Origin of the sequence: Bacillus sp. AFS040349 (assembly GCF_002577655.1) — a bacterium.
In the GTDB taxonomy this organism is placed as follows: domain Bacteria; phylum Bacillota; class Bacilli; order Bacillales; family Bacillaceae; genus Metabacillus.
On the sequence record NZ_NUMC01000145.1, the window covers coordinates 1 to 5,120 of the forward strand.

At 33.2% G+C, this 5,120-nt stretch carries 10 protein-coding genes; 2 read left to right on the plus strand and 8 right to left on the minus strand.

Annotated features, from left to right (window positions below):
• From COD11_RS24060 to deoD, 3 genes are all read right to left on the minus strand, one after another.
• The coding region (locus COD11_RS24060; protein ID WP_141549743.1) for a mismatch-specific DNA-glycosylase at positions 1-408 on the minus strand (408 nt) is incomplete at its 3' end.
• 11 nt (positions 409-419) lie between these two features.
• Positions 420-1,202, minus strand: coding sequence for a M15 family metallopeptidase (locus tag COD11_RS24065; RefSeq protein ID WP_098799436.1), 783 nt, complete (start codon positions 1,200-1,202; stop codon positions 420-422).
• Positions 1,203-1,427: 225 nt separating this feature from the next.
• Complete coding sequence (deoD, locus tag COD11_RS24070) at positions 1,428-2,138, minus strand: purine-nucleoside phosphorylase (protein WP_098799437.1); 711 nt, start codon at positions 2,136-2,138, stop codon at positions 1,428-1,430.
• A gap of 206 nt (positions 2,139-2,344) precedes the next feature.
• Here deoD and COD11_RS27120 point away from each other — a divergent pair, with 206 nt between their 5' ends.
• Both COD11_RS27120 and COD11_RS27125 read left to right on the plus strand, forming a co-directional pair.
• On the plus strand, positions 2,345-2,482 hold the full coding sequence (locus COD11_RS27120) for a hypothetical protein (protein WP_176551226.1): 138 nt from the start codon (positions 2,345-2,347) through the stop codon (positions 2,480-2,482).
• A 14-nt stretch (positions 2,483-2,496) separates the two neighbouring features.
• Positions 2,497-2,637 carry a hypothetical protein gene (locus tag COD11_RS27125; RefSeq protein WP_176551227.1) on the plus strand — a complete coding sequence of 47 codons (141 nt, stop codon included), beginning with the start codon at positions 2,497-2,499 and terminating at the stop codon, positions 2,635-2,637.
• A gap of 37 nt (positions 2,638-2,674) precedes the next feature.
• On the opposite strand, the gene COD11_RS24075 is transcribed toward COD11_RS27125, so the two are convergent.
• From COD11_RS24075 to COD11_RS24085, 5 genes are all read right to left on the minus strand, one after another.
• A complete protein-coding gene (locus COD11_RS24075; RefSeq protein ID WP_098799438.1) occupies positions 2,675-2,986 on the minus strand; it encodes a YodL domain-containing protein in 312 nt (103 codons plus the stop codon).
• A gap of 67 nt (positions 2,987-3,053) precedes the next feature.
• Positions 3,054-3,680 carry a phosphatase PAP2 family protein gene (locus tag COD11_RS24080; protein ID WP_098799439.1) on the minus strand — a complete coding sequence of 209 codons (627 nt, stop codon included), beginning with the start codon at positions 3,678-3,680 and terminating at the stop codon, positions 3,054-3,056.
• 114 nt (positions 3,681-3,794) lie between these two features.
• On the minus strand, positions 3,795-3,932 hold the full coding sequence (locus COD11_RS27130; RefSeq protein WP_176551228.1) for a hypothetical protein: 138 nt from the start codon (positions 3,930-3,932) through the stop codon (positions 3,795-3,797).
• Positions 3,933-4,057: 125 nt separating this feature from the next.
• Complete coding sequence (locus COD11_RS27135) at positions 4,058-4,198, minus strand: hypothetical protein (RefSeq protein ID WP_176551229.1); 141 nt, start codon at positions 4,196-4,198, stop codon at positions 4,058-4,060.
• 107 nt (positions 4,199-4,305) lie between these two features.
• Entirely contained in the window at positions 4,306-5,079 is a 774-nt protein-coding gene (locus COD11_RS24085) for a MerR family transcriptional regulator (protein WP_098799440.1), read from the minus strand.
• Positions 5,080-5,120 lie beyond the last annotated feature (41 nt).

Sequence of the window (5,120 nt, forward strand, 5' to 3'; positions counted from 1 at the left end):
AATATTCTGGACTTGACTCTTTTCTTGTTTTCCCCAATCGGCCTTTTTACTTTGACTGTACTGAAGATAAACACCTTTGCCGACAAAAAAAGCAATCTTTGGCTTATAAAATGATATCTTCTCTTTCAGAACTTCTCTTCCTACTTGATATTCCTCTCGGGTAATTTCATCTGCTGCTCTTGTTGGTCTAGCCACAATATTCGTAAATCCATACCCCATCTTACATAAGGTACTATCTTCTTCAGGGAGGTATAATCGATCTGTTAATCCAGCTTCGTAAAGAATTTTCCAAAAACGATTATTTTTATTTGCATAATTATGTCCAACTTCACCAGAAACTAAGCTGGGATTATAGCCTATAAAAAGAATATCTAATCCTTTAGAGATTTTATCTAAATCTTTTTCCATATACTCACCAACTATATTTTTCTTACCTTTTTAAAGTATTCCTCTAATGTTAATTTATTTTCATAGATATATGTTGCCTTTTCCTTGCCAACATATCGAATATGCCATGGTTCATATTGATATTCTGTAACCAGTTCCTTGTTTAGTGGATATCGGATAATAAATCCTGCACGATGTGCATTATCACGCAACCACTTTCCCTCTTTTGTTTCGCCAAAATCTTGAGTAATCTCTAAATCTACACTTTTGCTTGTAACATCCATGGCTAAACCTGTTTGATGTTCACTTTTCCCAGGCAAAGCAACAGCTGCTAAAGCATGCTCTTCGCCACTTTGCTCTTTTTCCACATTAAAAATTCCTTGTTGCCTTGAATAAGAGCGATAACCAGATACTGCATACAGTTCAATTTCTTCCTCTTTGGCATATTTGAAAAGTTCCTCCAAAGCATCAGCTGCCTCTTTACGTAAATATTTTTTAGGAACATCTTCATCACCAAACGAAAATTCAACATTAGGAACTGTTAAATCATTTGGTTCGTAACCAGCAGGAAGACCATAAGTTTTATTTACTAAAGCAAGAATATTGTCAGGATTTTCTATTTGAATATTACCATCTACTTGTTTGACTTCATTAAAATATTTAGACTCTAATAAAAGTTCATTTGTTTGTACAGAAATACTCTTTGTGTAACTTCCATGTTGTTCCCCACTAAAAGATAATCCTCCTGAAATAACAGAACAGGCTGTTAGCATAAAAAGAAAAAGAAATGTAAGAGTTAGTTTTAGATAAAACATTTGATCACCCTATCTAATCATTCATTAATAGGCGATTCATCACGTTTTTCTTATTGATGTGATAAAAAGCACTTAATCACATCATTTCCGCATCTCTTATACCTTAAAACATATAAAAAAATTTTATTTCGACAAAAAAACCAAGACTTTTTACTTTATAGGAAAAAGGTAATAAATAAATATAAAAAACCGCACAAAATCTAAATGCGGTTTTTTTGCGGAATCTTACATTTCTTTTTTTATTGCAGCATCTAACGCAACAACAATCATATCATTAAAGGTAGTTTGACGTTCCTCAGCAGTTGTTTCTTCTCCAGTTAAGATATGGTCGCTCACTGTTAAAACAGATAATGCTTTACGACCAAATTTTGCTGCTAATGTATACAGTGCAGCAGACTCCATTTCAATTGCAAGTATGCCATATCTAGCCCATTTCTCAAGTTCAGCGTTATCATTATAAAACATATCAGCTGTAAAGATGTTTCCAACTTTAAGGTTGAGTCCTTTTTCAAGACCAGTATCATACGCTTTTTTAAGTAGCTCAAAATTAGCAGTCGGCGCATAATCAACTCCACCAAACGTTAAGCGATTCATTTGTGAATCTGTTGAAGCACTCATCGCTAAAATAACATCTCTTACTTTAACATCCTTTTGAATGGCACCACATGTACCTACTCTGATAAGGTTTTGAACACCATAACTGTTCATAAGTTCATTTATGTATATTGAAATAGATGGGACTCCCATCCCTGTACCTTGTACTGAAATACGCTCTCCTTTATATGTACCAGTAAAACCAAGCATTCCCCTTACTTCATTATAACAAGTTACATCTTCTAAAAATGTTTCTGCTATATACTTAGCACGTAGTGGATCACCTGGTAAGAGGACCGTTTCTGCTATTTCATTTTCTTTTGCTCCTATATGTACACTCATTAATAAAACCTCCAATTCTAAAAGTACAAAAAGTCAATTTACTATACCATATTACATGAAATTTTTAAAAAATTATAGGAAACATTTATTAACTTTATTAACATTACTCTTCCTTCAGCCATTCATACAAAACAAATTTTGTTAGCTTTATCATGAACCGAAATGGACATGATATAAAAGTAAACAGTTTAGGGAGGTAATTTCGCATGAAAAAGAAACTTGAACAAGCCGTACAACATGCAAATGAAACAAACCCAGGTTCCCGAAATGGAACTCAACCTCATGAATCCAAGAACGCTAAAAAGAAAAAAACACATGCGACAAATAAATCTAATGAGATTTAAGGAGGAGTGTTATCATGGGTAAAAAACATCGAAACAGAAATACACCTAAGAAGAACAATCACATTTCCCCTGAAGTACTCGCAGCTGAGGAAACAGCTCATTCAAAAGAACATACTTCAGATAAACGTAAAAATGGTCCTGGTCATCATATTTAATATTAAAAAGCTGACAGAAATAGGTTTCTGTCAGCTTTTATCTTACATGTATTCGGTTAATAATCTGCCATCCTTGTGGACAGAGCTTGTAATAAGTTTGCCCCTTTTTTCCCTCATCAATTAAAACAATATCACCCGTACTTAAATACCTTGCATCATAATCTGCAGGCATGCGGTCCGCCACATTAAAAGTTTGAAATACTTTTTCTAAAACATCCTTGTGGTTATTTCCTTCAAGAATAAGCCGATAAACATCTTTGTACCCTTTTTTCTCTCCAAAACTTGGAGTTTGGAAAATGGTAATATCAAAAGATAAAGTACGTTTTCTTACTAACAAGGAATAGACCATATTTCTCCCCCTCTACGAATCCATTTCATACTATAATAATTAGCTATTAAGAGGAGAATTCCTTTATCTAATACCTTCTATTTTTGTCGATAAAATGATGGGTTTTAGCAAATATTGTAGACAAAATAACTAACCAAATAAAACCTACACTCCAACCTGCTAATACGTCTGTTAGATAATGAACACCTAAATAAATTCTACTAACACCGATTAAAAATACTAGTACAGCTGTCATAACAGCTGCTATTATTCTTTTATTAGGATTCTTTATTATGTAAAATAACAATAAAAAGCTAATAAATCCATAAATGGCCGCTGAATTCATAGCATGTCCACTAGGGAAGCTATAATGAGATGCTTCATAAACGGCATCAAACGATGGTCGTTCCCGCGAGAATAACTCTTTTAATTGATAATTAAGCTGCCTGACACTGTACAGCACCACAAATAAGAAAATGACTCCAACTATTTTTCGCTTAAATAAAAAATATAGTCCAATAACAAGACATAGTGGTAAATAAAATTTTAAAGATCCCATTTCGGTAATGACCAAAAATACGTCTGTTAAAAATGGTAAACGTAATTTCTCAAAGAAAAGAGTAACACTAACATCTATGTTGTAAAAAAAATCAGTTGAATAAACAGATGCACAGGTTACAAAAATTAAACATGCAGCAATTACAAACCATTTCACACCACTTACCTCCAAATCCTTTTACTTCTTTAAAGCAAAACATTCTATCAAGTAAAAAAGACCGACTATGAACGTATCGGTCTTTTTCTATAATCTATTATAAAAAATAGATGATTATACCTTTTTATGTTTTGATTGTTCGCGGTGACCGGGTGCTGGCTTCTTTTTATAAGCATATTCTTCTGCTGTTTCTGTATCTCTATGAGCCATTATGGCCTTTTGTTCAGGACTATTATGATGTTTTTTAGACAAAACGCTCACCTCACTCAGTAAAGTTAATTGTTAGTTTTTCTATCTTTAATAAAACCATTTACCTGTTAAATAGGTAAACCTCTTACTTTAGGCTAAATACTCCCTCATTTGTATAAGGGGCACTTTTATTGACCATCAGCACCATTTAAGGTTACTCTTCGAACATGGTCATCTTCAAAACCATTTTCTCTTAGTTTCTTCGCCTTATCATCCACTAACTTCTTTTGATCTACCTCTGATGATGGTGTGTTTTTCTTCTTAGACATGTTATACCTCCAAAAAAGAATGTGTCGCAATCTTAAGTTTAGCTAAAATGGAGATTTTCATTCAGGTGCAACTACTCAATATTTGCAAAATAATATCATTCATAAACTCATTCTTCAGCTTTGTTTTGTCTTGTATAAATCAAAATTGCATCTCTTAAAAATTCAGCAGTTCCTTTATTTTCTTTATCATAAAATGCTGTGAAACGTTCATCTTCAACATACATTTGCGCTAGTCCTGCATGCGCTTCCTTTGTATAATGATCCCAATAAAAACTTAACCATTGGCGATGTAAATCTGCTGTTTTTTGAGCAAGCTCACTCTCGGGGTCACCTGTTTTAAACGCTTCATTAAGAATACTTAAAATATCAGTACCTAATTGTTCAGCTTGAGAATATTGATATTCGGACATGTTTTTTAATTTATTGTTTGATTTGTCAACTGTAGTATTACCATATTTTGACCTTATTTCCTCTCCATATTTTTGTTCATTTTCCTCAATTAATTGATCTTTGAAGCCCTCAAACTTTTCTTTGTCACTCATTGTCATTCTCCCTTCCTTAGTAGCAATTGTTTTTCTTACATTTTCAATTAGAACATTTAGTTGTGCTCGCTTAGATAAAAGATTTTCTAAATGTTCTTCAAGGGCAGCTGTTTGATCAAATGAGGGAGATGATAAAATTTGTTGAATGCTATCTAAGTCAATACCAAGTTCACGATAAAACATAATTTGCTGTAATTTATTAACTTCATCATGTCCGTATATACGATAACCTGATGAATTGATTCTCGCCGGCTTAAGAATCCCAATCTCATCATAGTATCGTAAGGTTCTTGCACTCACTCCAGCCAATGTTGCTAGCTTTTTTACTGTGTATTCCATCTTCAGCCCCCCTGATAAAAATCCGTATTGTCAAAACTTCT

Coding starts and splice junctions, on each gene's coding strand:
- COD11_RS27135 (WP_176551229.1), bottom strand. CDS start 4,198: ATGTCTAAGAAGAAAAACACACCATCATCAGAGGTAGATCAAAAGAAG.
- deoD (WP_098799437.1), bottom strand. CDS start 2,138: ATGAGTGTACATATAGGAGCAAAAGAAAATGAAATAGCAGAAACGGTC.
- COD11_RS24065 (WP_098799436.1), bottom strand. CDS start 1,202: ATGTTTTATCTAAAACTAACTCTTACATTTCTTTTTCTTTTTATGCTA.
- COD11_RS27125 (WP_176551227.1), top strand. CDS start 2,497: ATGGGTAAAAAACATCGAAACAGAAATACACCTAAGAAGAACAATCAC.
- COD11_RS24085 (WP_098799440.1), bottom strand. CDS start 5,079: ATGGAATACACAGTAAAAAAGCTAGCAACATTGGCTGGAGTGAGTGCA.
- COD11_RS24075 (WP_098799438.1), bottom strand. CDS start 2,986: ATGGTCTATTCCTTGTTAGTAAGAAAACGTACTTTATCTTTTGATATT.
- COD11_RS27120 (WP_176551226.1), top strand. CDS start 2,345: ATGAAAAAGAAACTTGAACAAGCCGTACAACATGCAAATGAAACAAAC.